Origin of the sequence: Kutzneria sp. NPDC051319 (genome assembly GCF_040682195.1) — a bacterium.
Taxonomy (GTDB): domain Bacteria; phylum Actinomycetota; class Actinomycetes; order Mycobacteriales; family Pseudonocardiaceae; genus Kutzneria.
On sequence record NZ_JBFBAM010000022.1, the window covers coordinates 65,679 to 86,636 of the forward strand.

General features: G+C 71.2%; 15 protein-coding genes. 11 read left to right on the forward strand and 4 right to left on the reverse strand.

The features are described from left to right. The first annotated feature begins 17 nt into the window (after positions 1 to 17). Genes AB0M73_RS23080 through AB0M73_RS23105 form a run of 6 tightly spaced genes read left to right on the forward strand, consistent with a single transcriptional unit; the run spans position 18 to position 11,437 of the window. A complete protein-coding gene (locus AB0M73_RS23080; protein ID WP_363893661.1) occupies positions 18 to 2,048 on the forward strand; it encodes a glycoside hydrolase family 31 protein in 2,031 nt (676 codons plus the stop codon). Continuing rightward, on the forward strand, positions 2,045 to 4,030 hold the full coding sequence (locus tag AB0M73_RS23085) for a beta-galactosidase (protein WP_363893664.1): 1,986 nt from the start codon (positions 2,045 to 2,047) through the stop codon (positions 4,028 to 4,030). Before AB0M73_RS23080 ends, AB0M73_RS23085 begins: the two co-directional genes overlap by 4 nt. Before the next feature lie 32 nt (positions 4,031 to 4,062). Beyond that, positions 4,063 to 6,123: a glycoside hydrolase family 36 protein gene (locus AB0M73_RS23090; protein WP_363893667.1), complete on the forward strand. Its 2,061-nt coding sequence runs from the start codon at positions 4,063 to 4,065 to the stop codon at positions 6,121 to 6,123. 20 nt (positions 6,124 to 6,143) lie between these two features. Then, entirely contained in the window at positions 6,144 to 7,592 is a 1,449-nt protein-coding gene (locus AB0M73_RS23095) for a glycoside hydrolase family 43 protein (RefSeq protein ID WP_363893670.1), read from the forward strand. A 13-nt stretch (positions 7,593 to 7,605) separates the two neighbouring features. After that, the gene (locus AB0M73_RS23100) at positions 7,606 to 9,306 is read left to right on the forward strand and encodes a cellulase family glycosylhydrolase (protein WP_363893673.1); all 1,701 of its coding nucleotides are present in this window, start codon (positions 7,606 to 7,608) and stop codon (positions 9,304 to 9,306) included. A 55-nt stretch (positions 9,307 to 9,361) separates the two neighbouring features. Beyond that, a complete protein-coding gene (locus tag AB0M73_RS23105) occupies positions 9,362 to 11,437 on the forward strand; it encodes a beta-galactosidase (RefSeq protein WP_363893676.1) in 2,076 nt (691 codons plus the stop codon). A 6-nt stretch (positions 11,438 to 11,443) separates the two neighbouring features. On the opposite strand, the gene AB0M73_RS23110 is transcribed toward AB0M73_RS23105, so the two are convergent. From AB0M73_RS23110 to AB0M73_RS23120, 3 genes are all read right to left on the reverse strand, one after another. Beyond that, positions 11,444 to 12,475 (reverse strand): LacI family DNA-binding transcriptional regulator, encoded by a 1,032-nt coding sequence (locus AB0M73_RS23110; protein ID WP_363893679.1) that lies wholly within the window; start codon positions 12,473 to 12,475, stop codon positions 11,444 to 11,446. A 322-nt stretch (positions 12,476 to 12,797) separates the two neighbouring features. Further along, positions 12,798 to 13,064 (reverse strand): hypothetical protein, encoded by a 267-nt coding sequence (locus tag AB0M73_RS23115; RefSeq protein ID WP_043714881.1) that lies wholly within the window; start codon positions 13,062 to 13,064, stop codon positions 12,798 to 12,800. Further along, positions 13,061 to 13,879 (reverse strand): phytanoyl-CoA dioxygenase family protein, encoded by an 819-nt coding sequence (locus AB0M73_RS23120; RefSeq protein WP_363893683.1) that lies wholly within the window; start codon positions 13,877 to 13,879, stop codon positions 13,061 to 13,063. The genes AB0M73_RS23115 and AB0M73_RS23120 overlap by 4 nt, the downstream gene beginning before the upstream one ends. Positions 13,880 to 13,949: 70 nt before the next feature. On the opposite strand from AB0M73_RS23120, the gene AB0M73_RS23125 reads away from it, so the two are divergent. Continuing rightward, the gene (locus tag AB0M73_RS23125; RefSeq protein WP_363893686.1) at positions 13,950 to 14,720 is read left to right on the forward strand and encodes an AraC family transcriptional regulator; all 771 of its coding nucleotides are present in this window, start codon (positions 13,950 to 13,952) and stop codon (positions 14,718 to 14,720) included. Here AB0M73_RS23125 and AB0M73_RS23130 read toward each other — a convergent pair. Next, entirely contained in the window at positions 14,717 to 15,487 is a 771-nt protein-coding gene (locus tag AB0M73_RS23130) for a FadR/GntR family transcriptional regulator (protein ID WP_363893690.1), read from the reverse strand. The two genes, AB0M73_RS23125 and AB0M73_RS23130, sit on opposite strands and share 4 nt — an antisense overlap. A gap of 286 nt (positions 15,488 to 15,773) precedes the next feature. Between AB0M73_RS23130 and AB0M73_RS23135 the strand changes: the two genes are divergently transcribed. Genes AB0M73_RS23135 through AB0M73_RS23150 form a run of 4 tightly spaced genes read left to right on the forward strand, consistent with a single transcriptional unit; the run spans position 15,774 to position 20,775 of the window. Next, positions 15,774 to 17,105: an extracellular solute-binding protein gene (locus tag AB0M73_RS23135; protein WP_363893693.1), complete on the forward strand. Its 1,332-nt coding sequence runs from the start codon at positions 15,774 to 15,776 to the stop codon at positions 17,103 to 17,105. Further along, positions 17,102 to 17,983: a sugar ABC transporter permease gene (locus AB0M73_RS23140; RefSeq protein WP_043714876.1), complete on the forward strand. Its 882-nt coding sequence runs from the start codon at positions 17,102 to 17,104 to the stop codon at positions 17,981 to 17,983. The genes AB0M73_RS23135 and AB0M73_RS23140 overlap by 4 nt, the downstream gene beginning before the upstream one ends. Further along, positions 17,973 to 18,848, forward strand: a complete 876-nt coding sequence (locus AB0M73_RS23145) for a carbohydrate ABC transporter permease (protein ID WP_363893697.1) — start codon at positions 17,973 to 17,975, stop codon at positions 18,846 to 18,848. The genes AB0M73_RS23140 and AB0M73_RS23145 overlap by 11 nt, the downstream gene beginning before the upstream one ends. Before the next feature lie 4 nt (positions 18,849 to 18,852). After that, the gene (locus tag AB0M73_RS23150) at positions 18,853 to 20,775 is read left to right on the forward strand and encodes a hypothetical protein (protein WP_363893700.1); all 1,923 of its coding nucleotides are present in this window, start codon (positions 18,853 to 18,855) and stop codon (positions 20,773 to 20,775) included. Positions 20,776 to 20,958 lie beyond the last annotated feature (183 nt).

Consider the following 20,958-nt stretch of genomic DNA (forward strand, 5'->3'; position numbering starts at 1 on the left):
TGAACAAGGAGCACCACATGCACTTCCGCGACCTCGGCGACGCCCTCGAATGGCGGGCCCACGGCGAGACCCTGCGCATCGAGCCCTGGGGGCCCGACGCCATCCGGGTCCGGGTCGCCTACGGCGGACCGCTCGTCGACGACCTACCCGGCGCCCTGCTGGCCGCCCCACCTCACGGCGGCAAGGCGGAGATCTCCGTCAACGAGCACTACGCGACGCTGGCCAACGGCGCCATCGCCGTGTGCGTCGACGCCGGCACCGAGAGCCGACTCACGCCCGACCTCCCCGCGGCCGCCGGACGACTGACGTTCCTGCGCACCGAGGACGGCAGTGAGCTGCTGGCCGAGCAGCCCGCCCACTTCTGGTGGCCCGGCCCCCGCCTGGCCACGGCCACCGGCAACGGCTACCACCGCCTCGAACAGCGCTTCCAGGCCTACCCCGGCGAGCGGCTCTACGGGCTGGGCCAGCACACCCACGGCCGGCTCGACCAGAAGGGCGCGGTCGTCGACCTCGTCCAGCGCAACGGGGAAGTGACCATCCCGCTGCTGGTTTCCGACCGCGGCTACGGGCTGCTGTGGAACTCGCCGGCCATCGGCCGCGTGGAGCTGGCCGAGACCGGCACCCGCTGGGTCTCCGACAGCGCCCGCCAGATCGACTACTGGATCACCGCCGGCCGGCCCGCCGACGTGCTCCGCCGCTACGCCGACGCGACCGGCCACGCCCCCGAGCTCCCCGAGTGGGCCGCCGGGTTCTGGCAGTGCAAGCTCCGTTACCGCACGCAGGAGGAGCTGCTGGAGGTAGCCCGCGAGTACAAGCGCCGCGGCCTGCCGCTGTCGGTGATCGTCAGCGATTTCTTCCACTGGACGCACCTGGGCGAGTGGCGCTTCGACCCGGCCGAATGGCCCGACCCGGCGGCCATGGTCCGCGAGCTGGACGAGCTGGGCGTGAAGCTGATGGTGTCGGTGTGGCCGTCGGTCTCGCCGGGCAGCGACAACTTCCACCCGATGCTGGACCAGGGCCTGTTCATCGGCTCCGAGTACGGCCCGGTCGCGCACGCCGACTGGCCGGACAAGGGCCTCGGCGCCTACTCCGCGCAGGTCGCCTTCTACGACGCCACCAACCCCGAGGCCCGGGACTACGTCTGGGAGCAGATCCGCCGCGGCTACCACGAGCTCGGCGTCAAGGTCTTCTGGCTGGACGCGTCCGAGCCGGAACTCAAGCCCGGCCACCAGAACGGCCTGCGCTACCACGCCGGTCCCGGCCTGGAGGTGGGCAACCTCTACCCGCGGGAGAACGCCCGCATGGTGCACGACGGCCTGCGGGCGGCGGGGGAGACCGAGATCGTCTCGCTCAACCGCTCGTCATGGGCGGGCGCACAGCGCTACGGGGCGGCGCTGTGGTCCGGCGACATCGGCACGGACTTCGCGTCGCTGCGCACGCAGATCAAGGCCGGACTGAACGTGATGATGTCCGGGATCCCCTGGTGGACAACGGACATCGGCGGCTTCCACGGCGGCGACCCGGACGACCCGGCCTACCGTGAGGTGCTGGTGCGGTGGTTCCAGTACGGAGCCTTCTGCCCGCTGTTCCGCCTGCACGGCTTCCGCGGCCCGTCCCAGGTCCTCGAACCGGCGATGACCGGCCTGCCCAACGAGGTCTGGTCCTACGGCGACGAGGCCTACGAGATCCTCGCCGAGCACATGAGGCTGCGCGAGCGTCTTCTCCCGTACGTCACGGCCCAGATGCGGGCCGCCGCCGAAACCGGCCTCCCACCGATGCGCCCGCTGTTCCTGGAATTCCCCGACGACCCGGGGGCATGGCTCGTTGAGGACGCCTTCCTGCTCGGCCCCGACCTGCTCGTCGCGCCGGTCACGGCGGCCGGCGTCCGGGACCGGGCCGTGTATCTGCCCGGCGGCGCGCGCTGGACGGACGCGTGGACGGGGGCGGAGCACGAGGGCGGCCAGATGGTCACCGTGGCCGCTCCGATCGACCGGATCCCGTTGTTCCTGCGCGATGACGCCCGGCTGCCGATTCGGGTGGAGTCATGACGACGCGGCGTCTGGTGCGGCGGCTCGGCGGACTGGCGTTCGGCGGGGACTACAACCCCGAGCAGTGGGACAAGTCCGTGTGGGAGGAGGACGACGAGCTGATGCGCCGGGCCGGGGTCAACCTGGCCACGGTCGGCGTCTTCTCCTGGGCCCTGCTGGAGCCGAAGGAGGGCCACTTCGACTTCGGCTGGCTCGACGCCCACCTGGATCGCCTGCACGCCAACGGGATTGCCGTCGACCTCGCCACGCCCACGGCATCCCCGCCACCGTGGTTCACGCTGGCCCACCCGGACGCGCTGCCGGTGCGTTCCGACGGCACGAAGCTGGTGCACGGCAGCCGTGACACCTACTGCCTGGCCGCCCCGGCCTACCGCGGCGCCGCCCGGCGGGTCGCCCTGGCGCTCGCCGAGCGCTACGGCGACCACCCCGCGGTGGCGATGTGGCACGTCCACAACGAGTACATGACCCTGTGCTGGTGCGACCACGTCGCGGCGTCGTTCCGCGTGTGGCTGCACACCCGACACGGCTCGCTCGACGCGCTGAACGAGGCGTGGGGCACGGCCTTCTGGAGCCAGCACTACACGAGCTGGGACCAGGTGCTCCCGCCGCGTGCGACGCAGTGGCACCACAACCCCGCGCAGGCACTGGACTTCAGCCGGTTCTGGTCCGACGAGGCCCTCGCGGCCTACGTCGACCAGCGCGACGCCATCCGGGCCCACAGCGACCGGCCGGTGACCACCAACCTCATGGTGCCCGGCTATCAGAACCTCGACCTGTGGGCGTTCGGCCGGGAGGTCGACGTCGTGACCATCGACCACTATCCGATCGCGCCCGGCGTCGACGCGGCCGCCGACACCGCGTTCGGGGGAGACCGCGCCCGGTCGTTCGGCGGCGGCCGGCCGTGGCTGTTGATGGAGCAGGGCACGAACACCGTCTACGCCGGCGATCGGGTGCTGGCCAAGGAACCGGGCGAGATCCTGCGGCACAGCCTCGGCCACGTCGCGCACGGCTCGGACGGGGCGCTGTTCTTCCAGTGGCGGCAGTCCCGTGCCGGCGCCGAGATGTGGCATTCGGCGATGGTGCCGCACGCCGGCGCGGACAGCCGCGTCTTCCGTGAGGTGACGGCGCTGGGTGCGGCCCTCGGCCGGCTCGGGGAGCTGGCCGGGTCGACCGTGCGGGCGGAAGTGGCCGTGCTGCACGATTCCGACTCGTGGTGGGCCATGAACGGCGACGGCCTGCCATCGGCGGAGCTCGACTACCTCGGCCCGCTGCGCCGGGCGCACCGAGCGCTGTGGGATGCCGGCGTCACCACGGATTTCGCCCGGCCCGACGACGACCTGAGCCGGTACCGACTGGTGCTGGCGCCGGCGTTGTTCCTGCTTTCCGATGCCAGCGCGGAAAACCTGCGCCGCTACGTCGCCGGCGGCGGCACGCTGCTGGTCCAGCACTTCAGCGGCGTTGTCGACGCCCGCCTGCACGCCCGCCTCGGTGGCTATCCCGCCGCGCCACTGCGTGCGGCGTTGGGCATCCGCGTCGATGAGTACCGTCCTCTGGGCAGTGGCGAGCAGGTCGTCCTCTCCGACGGCTCGCACGGCACGGTGTGGAGCGAATCCGTGCGCCTCGACGGGGCGGAGGCCGTCGCCACGTACACCGGCGGCATGCTCGCCGGCGGCGCGGCGCTCACCCGGCATCGCTTCGGCGACGGCCACGGCTGGTACCTGTCCACCCGGCTCGACGACGCGAACTACGCCGTGCTGGTCGACCGGCTGCTGGCCGGGACCGGCGTCGGGCCGGATCTGCCGGACCTGCCGTTCGGCGTCGAAGCCGTCACCAGGCACGCCGAGGACGGCCGGCGGTGGCTGATCGTGCTCAACCACACCGCCGATGTCATGCCCCTGCCGGCGCCTGGCCACGACCTGCTCACCGATACGACCGCGCATGAGCTGCCGCCCGGCGGTTGCGTCGTGCTGAGTCTGCCCTGAGTTCTCCGGCCCGGCTCGCGAGAAAGGCTGCCGTGACCAACACGATCCACTGGGGCCACAACGCCCTGGAAGTCGAGCTCGGCATCGACGAGGACAACGCCGTGCGCCTCAGCCTGCCGGGCGGCGAACAGGCAGCCGCGCCGTTGCCGTTGGTGGAGGTCACGGCGGCCGGCCACGGGCGGCGCTGGTCGAGCGATCGCCTGGTGGACACGGCCATCGGCGCACGGCTGCGGTACCGGACGCACCGCGCCTTCCGTGACGGCGACTGGCATGTGCTGACGGTCGATCTCCACGACCCGCTCACGGGCCTGGCGGCACAGGTGGTGTTCCGGTCCCCGGACGGGATTCCCGTGCTGCGCGGCGAGGTCGTGCTGCGCAACGAGGGGGAATCCACCCTGCACCTGGAGTCCGTCACCTCCCTCGTCCTCGACGGCCTCACCGCGGACGTGGACACCACGAACGTGCTGTGGGCGGAGAACGACTGGCTTGCCGAATACCGTTGGCAGCGCCGGTCGCTCCGGCAGGCATCGCCCGAGCTGAGCGACCGCGTCCGCTACCCCAACGGAAAGGGATGCGTGGCCCGGACCGGACGGGGGACCTGGTCCAGCGCCGGATCGCTGCCGATGGGCGGCCTGACCGACCGCCGGTCGGGCCGGACGTGGCTGTGGCAGGTCGAGCACAACAGCGGCGCCTGGCGCTGGGAGTGCGGCGACCGCGAGGATCGCGTCTACCTCGCGTTGTCTGGACCCGGCGACCGGGAGCACGGCTGGCGGCACCCGCTCGAACCCGGCGCCGCGTTCCGCACCGTGCCCGTCGCTGTCGCGGTGGAGGAGGGACTCGACGCCGCCTTCGGCGCGCTGACCCGCTACCGCCGGGCCGCCCGCCGTCCGCACGACGACCATCGTCACCTCCCGGTCGTCTTCAACGACTACATGAACTGCCTGATGGGCGATCCCACCACCGCCGCACTGCTGCCGTTGATCGAGGCGGCCGCCGAGGCCGGCGCGGAGTACTTCGTGATCGACGCCGGCTGGTACGACGACAGCGACGGCTGGTGGGACAGCGTCGGCGCCTGGGAACCGTCCGTCACCCGCTTTCCCGGACCGCGCGGCATTCAGGAGGTCCTGGACCGGATCCGGGAGCGTGGCATGGTCCCCGGGCTGTGGCTCGAACCGGAGGTGGTGGGCGTCCGGAGCCCCGTCGCCAAGTCCCTGCCCGACGAGGCGTTCTTCCGCCGCGACGGGGTGCGCGTGACCGAAACCGGCCGTCACCACCTGGACCTGCGCCACCCCGCCGCCCGTGCCCATCTCGACGAGGTGGTGGACCGCCTCGTCGGCGAGTGCGGCGTCGGCTACCTCAAGCTCGACTACAACGTCGACGCCGGCAGCGGCACGAGCAGCCACCCCGGCGAGACACCGGGAGCTGGGCTGCTGGGCCACAATCGGGCCCACCTCGACTGGCTGGACGGTGTGCTCGATCGCCATCCCCGGCTGGTGCTGGAGAACTGCGCCTCCGGCGGCATGCGTTCGGACCACGCACTGCTGTCCCGCTTGCAGCTGCATTCCACCAGCGACCAACAGAACCTCCGGCACTACGCGGCAATCGCCGCCGCCGCGCCCACCGCCGTCACACCCGAGCAAGGCGCGGTCTGGGCGTATCCGCAGCCCGAGGACTCCCTCGACGAGGTGGCGTTCACGATGGCCAGCGCGCTGCTCGGCCGTATCCACCTTTCCGGGCTGCTGCCCGATCTCCGGCCCGATGCCCGCGCCCTCGTGCACGAGGCCGTGGCCGTGTACAAGGCCATCCGCGCCGACCTGCCGCAGGCCGTTCCGTCCTGGCCGCTCGGCCTCCCGGCATGGAACGACCCCTGGCTCGCGCTCGCCCTGAGCGTGCCCACGACCACCTACGTCACCGCTTGGCGGCGTGGCGGCGAACCCACGACAACCCTGCGCCTGCCCCAGGTTCGCGGCACGACCGTGGACGTGCTCTACCCGGCCGCGAGCCGCACCGTCCCGACGTGGGATCCGGACTCGGCCGAACTCACGCTGACCCTCGTCGACGCCCCGTCGGCGGTGCTGCTCCGCATCACCTGACCACGAAAGGAGTTGACCCGATGGAGGAGCAGTACTGTCCAGTGATTCCGGGGTTTCACCCGGATCCGAGCATCTGCCGGGTGGGCGAGGACTACTACCTCGTGTGCTCCAGTTTCGAGTACTTCCCCGGGGTGCCGGTCTTCCACAGCCGTGACCTGCTGCACTGGACGCAGATCGGCAACGCCCTCGACCGGCCGAGCCAGCTCCGCCTGCCGCTCGACACGCCCTCGTCCGGCGGCATCTACGCGCCGACGCTGCGCCACCACGACGGCCGGTTCTGGCTGATCGTGACGAACGTCAGCGACGGCGGCAACCTGCTGTGCACCGCGACGGATCCGGCCGGCCCCTGGTCGGACCCGGTGCGGCTGCCCGATGTCCCGGGCATCGACCCGGATCTGGCCTGGGACGCCGACGGCGCCTGCTGGTGCACCGTCGCCGGCGTGCACCAGGTGCGCATCGACCCGCACACGGGCGAGGTTTTCGGCCCGCCGCGACAACTCTGGTCCGGCGCGCCCGGCGCGAAGGCCCCGGAAGCACCGCACCTGTACCAGATCGGGGACTACTGGTACCTGCTCATCGCCGAGGGCGGCACCGAGCGTGGTCACGGCGTGTCGATCGCGCGCGGTCCCGCGCCCAGCGGCCCCTTCGAGCCGTGTCCGGCCAACCCGATCCTCACCCATCGCAGCACCGATCACCCCGTCCAGAACACCGGCCACGCCGATCTCGTCCAGGCGCAGGACGGTTCGTGGTGGCTGGTGCTGCTCGGGGTGCGGCCGGGCGGCGGCACCCCGGGCTGGCACGTGCTCGGCCGGGAGACCTTCCTCGCGCCGGTGACGTGGACGGACGGCTGGCCGGTCGTCGGCGACCTGGTGTCCGGGCCGGAGGTCACCGGTTCGCACCGGGACGACTTCGAGCACGGCGAGTTGTCGCCGTGCTGGATCTCGCTGCGCGACCGTCCTACCGAACACTGCACCACCAAGGACCGGCCGGGCTGGCTGACCTTGCGCGCACGCGGCGTCTCCCTCAACCAGCCGGACGTGGTGTTCGTCGGCCGCCGACAGCAACACCCGGCCTGCCAGGCCCGCGCCCTGGTCGACGTCTCGACCGGACGCGGCGGACTGGCCGTCCGGCTCGACGAGGAACACCACTACGAGATCGAGGCCGCCACCGGCGAAGTGCGGGTCATCGCCCGCATCGGCCCGCTGAGAAGCATTGTGGCGTCCCAACCCCTGCCCGCGGGTCCGGTGGTTCTGGCCATCGAGATCGCGCCCCGGGCCGCGCGGGACGCACGCACCGGACCCGACACGATCCGCCTCGGGGTGGAGTCCGACGGGGTTCTCACCGCGCTGGCCGAACTCGACGGCAAGTACCTGTCGACCGAGGTCGCCGGCGGCTTCACCGGCCGGGTCCTCGGCATGTACGCGACGGCCGGCACCGTCCACTTCGACTGGTTCGACTACGACTTCTGAGAAGGGGAACCCCATGCCGAAGACACCACGCTGGTTACGGATGTCGGTCAGCGTCCTGCTGGCGCTGGCCGCCGCCGGCCTCACGGCCGGCACGAGCGCGGCCTCGCCGCCGGCGGCGCAGTCGGCGCCCGCGGATCCGATGAAGGCCGTGGCGGCCATGCAGCCCGGCTGGAACCTGGGCAACACCCTGGACGCCATTCCGGACGAGACGTCCTGGGGCAACCCGCTCGCCACCAAGGCCCTGTTCGACACGATCCGGGCGCAGGGCTTCCACAGCGTCCGGATCCCGGTGACCTGGAGCGGCCACGCCTCGGCGACCGCGCCGTACACGATCGACCCGAAGTTCCTGGGCCGGGTCAAGCAGGTCGTCGACTGGGCGCTGGCCGACGGCCTCTACGTCGAGATCAACGTCCACCACGACTCGTGGCAGTGGATCGCCGACATGACCACCCAGCACGACCAGGTGCTGGCCCGCTTCGACGCGACCTGGCAGCAGATCACCGCCGAGTTCCGCGACGAGTCGAGCAAACTGCTGTTCGAGAGCGTCAACGAGCCGCAGTTCAACAACGCCACCGACGCGCAGAAGACGCAGTTCATGAACGAGCTGAACACCTCGTTCCACACCATCGTGCGCCAGTCCGGCGGCAACAACGCCACGCGCCTGCTCGTGCTGCCCACCCTGGGCTGCACGCCGGACCAGAAGCTCATGGACGACCTGGCCGCCACGATCAGCTCGCTGCACGACCGCTACCTGGTCGCCACCGTGCACTACTACGGCTACTGGCCGTTCAGCGTGAACATCGCCGGCGGCACCACGTTCGACGCGCAGGTCAAGAAGGACATGACCGACGCGTTCGCCCGGATGCACGACACGTTCGTGGCCAAGGGAATTGCCGTCTACCTCGGCGAGTACGGCCTGCTCAGCGAGCCGACCAGCGACACGGTCGAGCGGGGCGAGATGCTCAAGTACTACGAGGAACTGGGCTACCAGGCGCGGCTGGCCGGGGTCACGAGCGAGCTGTGGGACGACGCCAACTTCCTCAACCGCGACACCTTGCAGTGGCGGGACCCCGCCCTGGTCGCGCAGATCAGGTCGAGCTGGTGCACGCGCTCCGCCACCGCCTCCTCGGACCTGGTCTTCGTGCCGAAGTCGAGCCCGATCGGCGACGAGAAGCTGACACTGAACCTCAACGGCACGACCTTCCGTGGCCTGTGGCAGGGCAACACCCGCCTGGTCGAGCGCCGGGACTACACGGTCTCCGGCGACCAGCTCACGCTCACGGCCGCCGGGCTGACGCGGTTGGTCGGCAACCGGGCGTACGGGGTGAACGCGACGATCGAGGCTCGGTTCTCCGCCGGGCTTCCGTGGCAGCTCAAGGTGATCACGAACGACCCGCCTGCGCTGTCCGCCGCCACCGGCACGACGAGCTCCTTCACCGTGCCCACCCAGTTCCGCGGTGACGTGCTGGCCACCATGGAGGCCAAGTACGCCGACGGCACCAACGCCGGCCCCGCTAACTGGACCTCCTACCAGCAGTTCAACAGCGCCTTCGCACCCGACTACGCCAACAGCGGCATCGTCCTCACCGCCGACTTCTTCAAGGCGGTCAACGACAACGCGCCGGTGACGCTGACCTTCCACTTCTGGAGCGGCGCCACCGTCACGTACCACGTGACGAAGTCGGGCAGCGCGGTGACCGGCGCCTCGTCCTGATGATCCGGCGGCCGGGACCAGGGGGCCCGGCCGCCTTCCCCTCCGGAGGTACCGCATGGCCGACCGCGTCCTGTTCGGCGCCGCCTACTACCACGAGTACCAGCCCGAGGACCGGCTCAAGACCGACCTGGACCTGATGGCGGCGGCGAGGTTCACCGTGATCCGCGTCGGCGAGTCCGTCTGGTCCACCTGGGAACCGGACAACGGGCGGTTCGAGCTCGACTGGCTGGAGCCGGTGCTCGACGGCGCCCACGAGCGGGGCATCGCGGTCGTGCTGGGCACGCCGACGTACGCGGTGCCGCCCTGGCTTTCCCGGCAGTGCCCGGAGATCGCCGCCGAGCACGCCACCGGGCAGCGTATCGGCTGGGGCGCCCGCCAGGAGGTCGACTTCTCCCACCCGGCGTTCCGCTTCCACGCCGAGCGGGTGACCCGGGCGATCCTCGGCCGCTACGCCGGGCACCAAGCGGTGATCGGTTTCCAGGTCGACAACGAGCCGGGACTGCGCCTGCCGCACAACCACGGCGTGTTCCAGCGTTTCGTGGACCACCTGCGGGCCGTGTACGGCGACGTCGAGACCCTCAACCGCGAATGGGGCCTGGTCTACTGGTCGCACCGGCTGTCCACCTGGGCCGACCTGTGGACCCCGGACGGCAACGCCCAGCCGCAGTACGACGTGGCCTGGCGGGCGTTCCTGGCCCGCCAGACCACCGAGTTCGTGGCCTGGCAGGCGGACATCGTCCGGGAGCACGCCCGCCCCGAGCAGTTCGTCACCACCTGCATCGCCTACGGGCACCCGGCGCTGGCCGACGACGAGCTGACCGCCGGCCTGGACGTGACCGCCGGAAACCCCTACTACGACATGCAGGACGGCCTCGAACTGCCCGATCCCACCGGCGGCCGCGAACACCAGTGGCTGTCGACCGGGGTGTGGGCGCTGGTCCGCAGCGCCGACCGGATCTTCTCCTCCCGGCAGGAGCCGTTCCTGGTCACCGAGACCAACGCCCAGGCGATCAGCTCGCCGTGGGACAACCGGCCCGGCTACGACGGCCAATGGCGGCAGGCGGCCTGGGCGCTGGTCGCCCGCGGGGCGCGGATGATCGAGTACTGGCACTGGCACACGCTGCACTTCGGCACCGAGACGTACTGGGGCGGGGTCCTGCCGCACAGCGGCCGCCCGGGCCGGGTCTACGCCGAGATCGCCCGTCTCGGCGCGGAGTTCGACACGGCCGGCGCGCTGGTCGCCGGCATCCGGCCGGACGCCGACATCGCGATGGTCCACTCGGCGCCGAGCAAGTGGCTGATGCAGAAGTACCCGCCGCTGGGCAAGCCCGACGGCGACCCGGATCCCGCCGCATACGACCACATCTTCGACCCGTTCTACCGCGGCGCGTTCGACGCCGGCCGCCAGGTGCGGATCTACCACGCCCGCCAGCTCGGCGAGATTCCGCCCGACCTGGCCGCGCGCCGCCATCCGGCGCTGATCGCGGCCGGCCTGTACCTCGCCGACGACGCCATGCTCGACTGGCTGGTGGCCTACGCGGCCGCCGGCGGCCACCTGGTTCTGGGGCCACGCACCGGTTACGCCGATCAGGAGGCGCGGGCCCGTCGTGAGTCGCGGTTGGCCGAGGCCGCGGGCGCCTGGTACGACGAGTTCAGCAACCTCGCCGCCGACCTGCCGGTCCGGGCGGCGCCCGGCAGTCCGCTCAAGGCGCCGGCGGACGCCACCGCGACCCGCTGGGTGGACGGTCTGACCGTCGACGGGGCCGAAGTGCTGGCCGAGTACGACCATCCGCACTTCGGCCGCTGGCCGGCGGCCACCACCCACCGTCACGAAGCCGGCCGGATCACCTGCGTCGGCACCGTGCCCGGACCCGGCCTGGCCCGGGCGTTGGCCGCCTGGCTGGCGCCGGAACCGGTCAGCGGCTGGTGGGAGCGGCCCGAGTCCGTGACCGTGATGACGGGGACCGGCACGGACGGCCGGCGCGTGCATGTGGTGCACAACTGGAGCTGGCAGCCCGTCCAGGCTCCGGCCCCGACCAGCCTGACGGACGTGCTGGACGGCAGTTGGGTGCCCAGCGGCGCCGTGGTGCGGCTGGGGGCCTGGGACGTGCGGATCTTCGTGGCCACCTGAGCGCCGTCACGCCGAGGCGCGCAGCACCAGTTCCGTGTCGAGCACGATCCGTCGGGGCGCGGACGGCCCGTCGAAAATGAGGCCGAGCAGTTCGCGGGTCATCCGTGCGCCCATCTCCTCGACCGGCTGGCGGACGGTGGTCAGCGGGGGATCGGTGTGCCGGCCGATGGGCAGGTCGTCGAAGCCGATCACGGCGACGTCGTCGGGCACCCGCCGGCCGGCCCGGCGCAGGGCGCGCAGCACCCCGACGGCCATCAGGTCCGACGCGGTGAAGATGGCGTCCACGTCCGGCCGGCGCTCCAGCAGCCGGGCCGTCGCGTGCTCGCCGGAGGCCTGGCCGAAGTCGCCGAAGAACACCAGGCCGTGATCGGACCGCTCCGCGTCGACCATGACGCGGCGGTAGCCGGCGAGCCGGTCCAGTCCCACGGTCATGTCCCGCGGCCCCGCCACCGTCGCGATCAGCGAGCGGCCGCTGTCGACGAGGTGTCGAACGGCCCGCGCCGCCCCGCCGAAGTTGTCCGCGTCGACGTAGGAGAACTGGTCGTCCTCGCTGCCGTGCACCGGCCGGCCGCCGATGACCACGGGGACGTCGATCCGGTCCATGTCCAGCGGACTGCGGCCGTGCATGCTGACGAACAGCGCGCCGTCGACATGACCGTTGCTCAGATAGTTCATCGCCGGTTCCTGACAGTCCCTTGTGGACGGAACCGGTAACAGCAGCAGTTGCATCCCGGCGGCGGACACCTCGCGGCTGACGCCGGCCACGATCCGGCCGAAGTAGGGATCGGAGAACAGCCGCAGGCCCTCCTCGCACACCACGAACGCGATCGACCGGGTGCGTGGCGCGCTGGCCGTGCGGGCGGCGCGCTGGCGTTCGTAGCCCAGCGCGACCATCGCCGACTCGACCTGTTGCCGGGTCTCGGCCCGCACCCGTGGAAAACCGTTGAGCACACGGGACGCGGTCGCCGAGGAAACCCCGGCCGCCCGCGCCACGTCCGCGAGCGTCGGGCGAGCAGGGCACGGCAGCACTGCGATCACGCTCCACCTCACAAGACGGCGTTGTCCAGCGGAGGACCACACGTGACCTCAGTGTTACCGCAAACATTCGTTGTGGGCAAGGAAGGAACGTTCACTCATGACGTCGTGGGCGTGACCGCGGCACAGGCCGGTCCGCAGCCGTCGGCCGCCGTTCAGCGGTGTGTCGACAGGATCGACGACCCGGACCTCGTACTGCGTGCCCTGCGACGGCGGCATGCCGGTCGGGGCGGTGAGCGTCGCTCCGTCACTCCCGTCGGACACCCACGACCCCATTGCGGCAGAACGGTTGCCCCGGCCGGCCGGCTCGACGGTGTCGCGACCCTTACGGACCGTCGAGTTTGTCGAAGAAGAACTCGTGCTTCAGGAAGGAGGTCTCATGCTCCGCGCCGGGAAACGGGGGTATGAGCTGGGCCGCCTGGAACAGCCGCCACCCGTCCGCGAGGGCGGCCACGCCCGTCCGGTACGGCGGTTCGTCGCCGTCCCCGGTGGTGGGACGGGTCCGGCCGGTGCCGTCGTAGCGGGCCCAGCCGACGACCGGCGAGTCGAGGCTGGAGTTGTTCAGGTAAAGGACGAGAACCTGCTGCCTCATGGGTGGCTCCTGTGCGTGGGTCGGTTGCTGATGCGGGTGGCCCAGTGGTCGACGTCGAACTCCGGGTCGGCGGTCAGCGCCCGCCACACCCGGATCCGGTTGTGGATCTCCAGCCGGCCGGACGCCTCCTCGTACCAGGGGAACCGCCTGCGCAGTTCCTCGTGGACCGCCGGGTCGGCCAGGTCGGCGGTGTCCCAGAGCCGAACCTGCGGCACGGTCGGATTGAGGCGGATCTTGTACATGTGGCGGACGGTGTCGCTGTCGTTGCGCCGTCCGCCGTGCCAGATCCCGTGGTGCAGCACCAGGACCGTGCCGGCCGGGCAGACGAGCCGGACCTGGCCGAGCAGGTTCTGGTAGCGGCCGGTGTCGGACTCGTTGGTGCGGCGCAGATGGCTGCCGGGCACGAGCAGCGTGCCGCCCATGTCCTCGGTGACGTCCTGCGGGAAGTACATGACCTGCACGTCGAAAGCATCGAATCGCAGGTCGATCAGGGCATCGGCGTGCAACGCCTGAGCGCTGCCCTCACGCGGCTGCCGGGTGTGCACGAAGTGGTGGTCCACGGTGGGTTCGGGCCCCACCAGGCTGTCCAGGGCGCCGGCGATCGCCGGCAGCTCGACCAGCCGGCGGGCGAAGCTGCCGACGGGGAACGCCGCGGACAGGGGAGTGCCGTACGGCACGGCCGGCAGCCCGGCGGCGAACACGCCGAGCGCCTCCGCGTTCATCTCCGGTGGCACGACCCCGTCCAGACGGAGGAAACCGTGCGTCACGAACCGCGCCACCTGGCCGGAGTCCAGCAGCTGTCGGGTGGTTGGCATGCCGCAACCCTAGGAAGCCGCGGCGCCGGCGTCGTGGGCCGGAATCCGCGACTACTGGTAGCTTTTCGCCATGGCCCCGTTCGTGGAGCTGGCGCTCGACCGGCCGCCGCAGGTGGTCAACGCGGGCGTCGGGGTGCACGGGTTCGTTGCCGCACACGAGGTGTTCCGGCTTCCCGAGCTCTGGCAGCTGCACGTGTACAACTACTCGGGCACGCTGGCGTTCGACGGCGACTCGCACCCGATCCGTCCCGGGCACGTCAGCCTCGTCCCGCCGGACACCGAGGTGCATTTCGACTACGACGGGCCGCGCTGCGAGCACCTGTACGCCCATTTCCGGTTGCCCGGCAACGACGACCGCCATCGACTGCCGGTGATGCAGAGCGCGGGCGCCGAGATGACCGTGCTGCGCGGGCTGTTGCGGCACACGATCGCCGCGAACGACCGGTCGCCGGCCCGGGCCTCCGCCGAGCTGTGGACCGCGCTGTGGCGCGCCACCGGGCTGCCGGGCGCCGAACGCGGCCCCGGCCACCCGGCCCTGCGCGCCGCGCTGGCCCACATCGAGGAGAATCTGGCCGCGCCGTTGAGCGTCCCGGCGATCGCCGCCGTCGCCGGCGTCTCGCACAGCCACCTCACCCGGCTGTTCCGCGACGGCACCGGACGCACCGTGGTGGGCCACATTCGGCGGCGCCGGATGGAGCGGGCCCATCACCTGCTCGTGGCCTCCACGCTGGCCATCCCGGCGATCGCGGCCACCGTCGGCATCCCGGACCTCCAGGCGTTCAACAAGGTCTGCCGCAAGGAACTGGGCGCGTCCCCGCGGGCCGTGCGCGCGGCCGGCTAGCCGAACACGCGGCGTTGGATCTCGCGGCGGTAGTCCTCAAGCGTGTTGTCGATGTGCAGCGCGGCCGCCTGCGCGGCGGCCTCCGGCGCGCCGTCCCTGATCGCCTGGTAGATGGCGGCGTGCTCGGCGACGGCGTCCTCGGCGTGCCCGCCGACGGTGCCGTTGAGCCCGATCACGCTGGACTGGTGCTGGAGCCGGCGCGCCTCGCGGACGGCGATGACCAGCAGCGGGTTGTGCGACGCGGTGGCGATCCCGACGTGGAACTCGTCGTCGCCCTGCTCGAACACCGCCGCCTGCCCGGTGAGATGGCCGTGGCGACAGGTCTCCACCGCGGCCTCGAGGGCCCGCAGCTCGGTCGGGGTGGCCCGGGTGGCGGCCAGTCGGCTGGCCTCCATCTCCTGGATCCGCCGGAACTCGAAGAGCATGTAGACGTGGTCGAGGTCGGTCGGCAGGAAGAAGCCGCCCCAGCGGGCGGTGCCGAGCATGCCCTCGTCGTCGGCGACGTAGAGGCCGCGGCCCTTCTGCGCCCGCACCCGGCCGATCGCGGAGAGGATCTTGACGGCCTCGCGGACCACGGTGCGGCTGGTGCCCAGCCGGGCCGCGAGCTCGTTCTCGGTCGGCATCCGGTCGCCCGGCCGCAGCCGGAGGTCGGCGATCAGCTGCAGGATCTGCTCGGCCACGAGCTCGTAGCCGGGACGGTAGGCGGTCACCGCACGGTCGGTCCCGGCCTTTCCGACGGCTACCGGCTCCCCGGGCAGTGCGTCCACCGCGTACCTCCGTGGTCGTGGGCAAGAGGGCACCGCATGGCCGGTCCAGACCACCGTGATGAGCGTACTCCACCACGACTAGCCGCCATATGTGTACGACTTATTTTGGGCCTATGCGGCTGAGCCGAACGGCCTTCACCAGGGTGAACCTTGGCGCTTGCCGTGAATAGGTGGGCTCATGCTCTTGACGCGGGCCGTGATGAGGAGCCTAATCTGGGGCTTCTTCAGCCGGGCTCACCCGCCGCCCCGCCCGTCCGGTCGGGCGCCACACCGCCGTGGAGCAGCCATGATCCGAAGGATCCGGACAGTCGCCCTGTTAGCCGCCGGCGCCGCACTGACACTGGCCGCCACCGCGTGTGGTGGCGCCGCCGACTCGACCGCAGGGGCCAGGGACGGCTTCACACAGGCGCCGCAGTCCGACGGCCCGCTGACCGTGTGGGTGGACTCGACCCGGCTGCCCGCCGCCCAGCTGTACCAGAAGCAGCATCCCGCCGTGAAGATGGACATCGTCACCTACGACGGCGACGCCAACGGGTCGAACTACCTGCAGACCAAGGTGAGCCTGTTCAACCGCACCGGCAACGGCTGGCCCGACGTGGTGTTCAGCTCCCAGAACAACGAGGCGACCTGGGCGGTCACGGCCAAGTTCGCCGCCCCGCTGAACAAGGGCCTGCTGCCGCAGTCCCTCCTGGACGGCTGGGCCCGCAACGCGAACCAACCGTGCACTGTGGACGGCACGGTCTACTGCCTGCGCAACGACCTGGCGCAGACCGTGCTGTGGTACGACGCCACGCTGATGGCCCAGTGGGGTTACCAGGTCCCCACCACGTGGGAACAGTACGAGGCACTGGGCAAGAAGGTCGCCGCCGAGCACCCGGGCTATCTGGTCGGCGCGGCCGGCGACACCTTCACGCCGGAGATCTACCTGTGGGCGAGCAAGTGCGGCGCCAACCACATCACCGGGCCGAAGGCGGTCACGGTGAACACCACCAGCCCCGCCTGCACGCGCATGGCCTCGTTGCTGGACAGCCTGATCGCGGCCAGGAGCATGTCGCCCGGCAGCGTCTTCTCCTCGGACTTCGACAAGAACGAGGCCGACAAGATCCTCATGATGCCCGGCCCGTCCTGGTACGGTGGCTCCCTGTTCCAGGGCACGTTCAAGACGCCGAAGGGCCGGATCGCGGTCGCGCCGACGCCGCAGTGGTCGGACGACCCGAGCCCGGCCGTCGGCAACGTCGGCGGCGGCACCTGGCTGCTGTCGGCGCACTCGGCGCATCTCAAGGCGGCCACCGACTTCCTGACCTGGGTCACCACCTCGGACGACTACCAGGGCAAGGTCGCCGTCGGCTACCCGGCCTACGCCCCGGCGGCGAAGACCTGGCTGGCCGCCCAGACCGCCGCCGGCTACTACGCGAACGACATCACCGCGCCGTTGCAGGCCGCGGCCGGCCAGGTGTGGCCGGACTGGGGCTACGGCCAGTTCAGCCAGGAGGCGATCTGGGCCGCCACCGTCACCCCCGGACTGACCGCCGGCAAGTCCCTCGTGTCGATGCTGCCCGCGTGGCAGCAGGCGATCGCCGACTACGCCCACTCCGACGGCTACCAGGTGACCCGGTGACCACTGCCGCATCGCGGCCGCGCCGGAGCCGGTCCGCGCCGGGTTTCGTCGCCGGCTACGTGATTCTGCTGGCGGCGTTCGGGGTCGTGCCCACGGTCTACGCGATCTACTACGCCTTCACCGACTCCGGCGGCGCGTTCGCGGGCCTGTCCAACTTCGCCGTCGCCGCGGCCGACTTCCGCTTCCTGCCGTCGATCGGCCACGTCGCCCTGTACCTGGTGTGCTGGCTGGCCGCCCTCGTCGTGTTCGTGGTCGGCCTGGCCCTGCTGCTGCACCGGCTCGGCGCGCGCGGCGTCGGCCGGGCGCTGCGCCTGCTGTACTACCTGCCCGGCGCGCTCGCGGGGGCGGCCAGCGTGCTGGTCTGGCTGTTCGTGCTGGACCCGGCGGTCAGCCCGGTCGGCTTTCTGTTGAGAGCCGTCGGGTATCAGACGTTCGGCCAGGTGATCGCGCCGGGCAACCTGCCGGTGCTGTTCGCCATGATCGCCTTCTGGACGGGCGCCGGCGGCTGGATCGTGGTGATGTACGGGGCGCTGAACACCATCTCCCCCGAGGTGCTGGAGGCGGCGCGGATCGACGGGGCGGGCGCCTGGCAGACCGCGCGACGCATCCAGATCCCGTTGCTGCGCAAGTGGATCGTGTACATGGTCATCCTCGCGTTCGCCGGCGGCACGCAGCTGTTCGTCGAGCCCCAGCTGCTCTCACAGGCCAGCGTCGGCGTGGCCGGCCGGGACTACTCGCCCAACCAGCTGTCCTACGACTTCGCCTTCCAGAACGACGATGTCAACACCGCGGCGGCGATCTCGGTCGAGCTGCTGGTCGTCGGGCTGGTGGTCGCCGCCGTCTTCGTGGTGCGGTCGGGGTTCTTCGATGCGGACTGAGAACCGACGGGCGATTCCGAACCCACTCGCGGCGCTGGTGCTCCTGCTGTTCGCGGTCTTCTTCGTGCTGCCGGTGATCTGGCTGGTGCTGGCGGCCACGAAGACCGACGACCAGCTCGTGCACGGCAACCCGTTGTCGTTCGGGTCGTGGCAGGCGCTGCGGGCCAACTGGGACGCGCTGACCGGCTACCAGAGCGGCGCGATCCTGGTGTGGCTGCGCAACTCCGCCGTGTACGCGTTCCTGGCGCTGGCGATCACCCTGTGCGTGGCCATCCCGGCCGGCTACGCCCTGGCGGTGACCGAGTTCCGCGGCCGGCGCACGCTGCTGGTCGCCACGCTGGTGGTCATGCTGATGCCCAACGCGACCCTGGTCGTGCCGCTGTTCCTCGAAGTCAACGCGGTGCACCTGATCGGCTCGATGTGGTCGATCATCCTGCCGTACTCGTTCTATCCCTTCGGGGTGTACCTGGCCTACATCTACTTCGGCGCCGCGTTGCCCCGGGAGTTGCTGGACGCGGCCGAACTCGACGGCTGCTCGGCGTTCGCGGCCTTCCGGCACATCGCCCTGCCGCTGGCCGCCCCGGTGGTGGCGCTGGTCGGCTTCTTCAGCTTCGTGGCGAACTGGACTAACTACTTCCTGCCGTACGTGCTGCTGCCCGGCAGCGACCAGGTCCCGGTCCAGGTCGGCCTGGGCACGCTGTTGGACAACGTGCCGCAGTTCAACCCGACGGCCGGCGAGCTCGCGGTGCAGCGGCCCGAGGTGGCGCTGGCCACCCTGCTGGCGATCACCCCGGTGCTGCTGGTCTTCCTGTTCTCCCAACGTTTCCTGGTGGCGGGCCTGCTCGCCGGCGCGACGAAGGACTGACCTCATGCATCCCGTGATCACCGCTTCCGTGCCGCTGCTCGAACCGCCCGGCTGGGCGGTCGCCCAGCGGGGCCTGTTCGATCTGCTCGACCAGGCGTGGCGACAGTTCGCCCGCGACTTCACCGGGCCGGACGGCCGCCTGGCCTACCGGGACCGGCTCACCTCCCGGGACGGCGTGGACGACTTCTACGAGTCCTTCTTCAACTGGCCGCAGCTCTACCTGCTCGGCGGAGCCGACGACCTGCTGGCCGAGTCCGAACGCCACTGGCACGGCGTGACCCGGCAGCTCACCGAGCTCGGCATGCTCAAGGACGAGTACGAACGCGGATACGACTGGTTCCACCAGGGTGAAAGCCTGCTGCTGCTCTACTTCCTGTGCATGGCCGCGCCCGACCGGTGGCGAGGGCGCGCGGTGCGCTTCGCCGACCTGTACGTCGACCCGGCCCACGGCAACTACGATCCGAAACACCGCATCATCACCCGCCCGCACAACGGATCCGACGCCGAACGGGGCGGCCTGTTCGACGGAGCCTCGTATCCGTGGCTGCCGCAGGAGGCGACGACGTACGGCTTTCCGCTCACCTGGCTGCTGCCGCCGGGCGCCGACGAGCCGCCGCGCGACCAGGATCCGAGGCTGGGCCGCGAGATGTCCGAGCGGCTGGGCGTCGGCGACACCGCGGTCAACCTGGCCGCGACCGGGCTCGTGCACAACGCCCTGCTCCTGTCGGGGGAACGGAAGTACCGCGAGTGGATCGCGGAGTATGTCGGCGCCTGGCGGGAGCGCGCCGCGGCCAACGGCGGTGTGCTGCCCGACAACGTCGCGCCGGACGGCACGGTCGGCGGTCTGCTGGAGGGCCGCTGGTACGGCGGTCACTACGGCTGGTCCTGGCCGCACGGCTGGTACAGCGTCGGGCAGGCCGCGCTCGTCGCCGCTGTCGCCGCTGTCGCCGCGACCGGTGACGAGACCCACCTGGACCTCGTGCGGCCGGCGTTGGACGTGATCATCGCCAACGGCAAGACGATCGCGTTCACCGAGTCGGACTCCAGCCTGCGTTCCAGGTGGACTGTCCAGCTGGGCGACGAGGTCAGCACGCCAACGCTGCACGTGCCCTTCCGCCACGACGACCGGGGCTGGTTCGACCACAACCCGATGCTGATGGCCGTGCCCGCCGCGCTGTGGCACCACAGCGCGAGCGACGCCGACCGTTGGCGGCTGTTGCGGCTGCGTGCGGCCAGCGGCCACGACTGGTGTGCGGTGCGCTCGTTCCGGGGCAAGGAGGAGGCGGGACACGAAGAACCCTGGCTGGCCTACGTCGGCGGCGACAATCCCGACTACCCGGAACGGATCCTGGCCGCCGCGCAGGCGCAGGTGCGCCACCGGCTGGCGCGGATGGCGCTGTACAAGGACCGGGACGTGCCGGAGGCGGACATCCACCTGTGGCAGCAGTCCAATCCCGTGGTCACCGAGGCGCTGGTGCAGCTGACGTGGGGCGCACCACAGGTGATCTACAACGGCGGCCTTCCCCAGGCCCGATTGCGTTACTACGACGCCGATGCGCGGCGCCCCGGACTGCCGCCCGCGGTCGCGGCGCTGGTCTCCGGCATCGAGCCCGAGGCGACCGTCGTCGAGCTGGTCAATCTCGATGCGCAGCAGCGGCACAAGGTGATCGTCCAGGCCGGCGCGTTCGCCGAGCACACCATTCGCCGGGTGCGCCACACCGTGTGCCGGGACGAGGCGTGGATCGGCGGCCTCTACGACTATGGGCACGGCCGGCCACAGGTCACCGAGGAGTCGATGATCGTCGACGGCCCATGGCTGACCGTCGAGCTGCCGGCCTCCACCCGTGTTCGCCTGTCCCTCGCGCTCACGTTGCGCGCCAACACCGCCAGCTATCGAACACCTTTCGACGAGCGCGTCGACGGTTAGGGCAGATGTAAGTTTCACGATCGGCGGTGACGGCCGCACGGCGTCGTCGAGGGTGACTCGCACCGCGCGTGAAACATTCACCCGGCGGCCTGGACCGGCGTGAAACCGATGGGATACAACGCAGAGCATGTGTCGGACCACAGCGGCAACGATGTGCCCGACACATTCCGCGCCCCGCCGATC